Source organism: Burkholderia sp. E168m23 (assembly GCF_016586125.1).
GTDB lineage: Bacteria > Pseudomonadota > Gammaproteobacteria > Burkholderiales > Burkholderiaceae > Burkholderia > Burkholderia orbicola.
The window spans coordinates 1-2,623 of record NZ_BCPP01000975.1 but is presented as its reverse complement, the minus strand read 5'-3'; the positions used below and the strand labels follow the sequence as shown (position 1 = coordinate 2,623).

Genomic DNA, 2,623 nt, shown 5'->3' with positions numbered 1-2,623 from the left:
ACACGCAGGCCGCCGCCCGGCGTCACGCCGAAGCCACCGCGGAGGCGGAAGCCATCACGCAGCATCACGCCGAAGCGATTGCCCAGGCCGAAGCCGCCGCGCAACGCCATGCCGAAGCAACCGCCGAAGCCGAAGCCATCACGCAGCGCCATACCGAAGCGATCGCCCAGGCCGAAGCGGCCGCGCAGCACCACGCGAAGGCCATTGCCGACGCCGAAGCGCTCGTCGAGGCCGTCGTCAAGGAAGCCGCGACGAGTGCGGTCGCAGCCACGGCGGTGACGGTCGAAGCCGTCGAGCCGGCACCGGCGGACACGCCGACGACGGAGCCGGCCGTACACGCAACCGCACCGGTCGAGGCCGACGCTGCCGAGGCGTCGACTGCGGCCGTCGAGGCCGAAACCGCGATCGTCCCGGCGGCGCAAGCCGACTCCGCGGTTGCAACCGACACCGCTGCCGCACCGGCCGACAAGGCGACGCTGCACGTCGCGCGCCCGTCCCAGAACGAACTCACGCTGACCATCAACGGCCAGTCGATCACGCTGCATCCGGAACAACTGGGCCAACTGATCGAGGAACTCGCGCACGCGCGTGCGTCGATGCAGCCGGAGCCGCCGCCCGGCATCCCGGCCGGCTGGCGTTTCGTGACGACGAAGAACCCGATGATGGCCGTGCAGAAGCAGTCGAACGGCGACCGCCTGCTGGTCGCCCGCCACACGGGCTACGGCTGGGTGCCGTTTACGTTCTCGCCGGACGTCGTGGTTCAGATGTACATGATGCTGACGCAGCGGTAAGCGCCGGCATCGGCACACGACACAGCCGAAAACGAAACAGCCCGACCGGTTCGCACCGATCGGGCTGTTTGCTTTCCGGCTGCCGGGAGGCATGCCTCCCGGGGCACACTCGGCGTCAGCGATCCACCGGCGCCTGCACGCGCGCCTTCCACTGCCCGCCCTTGCCGCGCCAGTAACGCCACGCGGACGCGAACGTCGCGCCCACATAGAACAGCGCGACGAGCGGCAGCGCGGGCGCCCACAGCGGCGAGCGCCGGTAGTAGCGCAGCATCGGCGCATACGCGGCGCACATCGACGCCCATGCGAGCCAGGCCGGCCACGCACGCGCGCCGTAGGCGAGCGCAGCGACGGGCGGCACCAGATAGATGATCGTCATCCCGAGCAGCGTGCCGGCCAGCAGCAGCGGCGAATAGTGCAGTTGCGTGAACGCGGTGCGCGCGATCATGTTCCAGATGTCGCGCCAGCTGTCGTACGGGCGCAGCGACACGCTGCGATCGGCGAGATCGAGCCGGATCGGATGGCGGCCGCTGCCGCGATGCTTGATCTGCGCGGCGAGGCTGCAGTCGTCGATCAGCGCGCCGCGAATCGATTCGATGCCGCCCGCTTCTTCCAGCGCCGTGCGCTTCACGAGCATGCAGCCGCCCGCGGCGCCGGCCGTCCGGTTGCGCGGGTTGTTGATCCACGAGAACGGATACAGCTTCGCGAAGAAGAACACGAACGCCGGAATCAGCGCCTTTTCCCAGAACGAGTCGCAGCGCAGCCGCACCATCAGCGATACGAGATCGCGATGCTCGGCCTGTGCACGCGTGACGAGCTGCGCGACGGCGTCGGGCGGATGGCCGATGTCGGCATCCGTCAGCAGCAGGTAATCGGCCGGCAGGCCGAGCGTCCGCACCGCCGCGATCCCCTGCGACTGCGCCCACACCTTGCCGGACCAGCCGGCCGGCAACGGCTTCGCGCTCAGCACCGTCAGCCGGTCGGCACGGTTGATCGCGAGCGCGGCCGCGCGGGCCGCGTCGGCGGTACCGTCGTCGCTGTGGTCGTCGACGATGATCAGATGGAAGTCGCCCGGATAGTCCTGCTCGAGCAGCGAAGTCGCCGCACGGGCGATCACGTCGGCTTCGTTGCGCGCCGGCACGACCGCCACGACGGCCGGCCAGCCGGCCTCGGCCGCCGCGCCGCGGGCTTCCGGCGGCAGCGGCCGCGCGGGCTGCGCGCGCCAGAAGCCACCGCGCGCGACGAGCAACACGATCCAGATCACCAGCGACAGGCCGGACACGAGGAAAGCGATCGCCAGCATCATCGGCCTGCCTCCTGCCGGGCGCCGGCGGGTTCGGCATAAATAGGGGTCGGGAACAAAACACCCGAAACCCCACGAGCGGAAGGGCAATACGCGTAAGAATCGACGGTCATCGAAGGGCCTTGAAATGAGCGCGATGGCGGGCAGCCGGAGCGGCCGCCGGCGAAACCGCGCAGTTTACCGGGTTCCGCGCGCGCCAGCGCCGACGCGGCTCTCCCACAATTGCAACGGTGCCGACACAGCACCAAAGCACGGACGGCCCGATAGGGTTAAAATGCGCGATTAATTCGGGGTTCCGGGGCCTGGCCGGCCGGTTCGTTCCTGCCTTCATAACATCAAGCCGGGGCGAGCAAGCGCGTGCCAGCGCCTCGAACCCCGGCGTCTGTCGTCGGAGTTCGCTCACCTATGCGAGTCATCCTTGCCCAGCCCCGCGGCTTTTGTGCGGGGGTTGTCCGTGCGATCGAGATCGTCGATCGCGCGCTGCAACAGCACGGTGCGCCGGTCTATGTGCGTCACGAGATCGTGCATAACC

Annotated in this window: 1 protein-coding gene and 2 pseudogenes; 2 read left to right on the top strand and 1 reads right to left on the bottom strand. The window is 69.3% G+C overall.

The window, feature by feature from the left end:
- Nucleotides 1–791 (top strand): annotated as a pseudogene (locus tag JMF90_RS32780) (phage tail protein); the annotation flags it as partial.
- Nucleotides 792–906: 115 nt separating this feature from the next.
- Here the strand turns inward: JMF90_RS32780 and JMF90_RS32775 are convergent.
- Nucleotides 907–2,094: a glycosyltransferase gene (locus tag JMF90_RS32775; protein ID WP_011548882.1), complete on the bottom strand. Its 1,188-nt coding sequence runs from the start codon at nt 2,092–2,094 to the stop codon at nt 907–909.
- Nucleotides 2,095–2,496: 402 nt separating this feature from the next.
- Here JMF90_RS32775 and JMF90_RS32770 point away from each other — a divergent pair.
- Nucleotides 2,497–2,623 (top strand): annotated as a pseudogene (locus JMF90_RS32770) (4-hydroxy-3-methylbut-2-enyl diphosphate reductase); the annotation flags it as partial.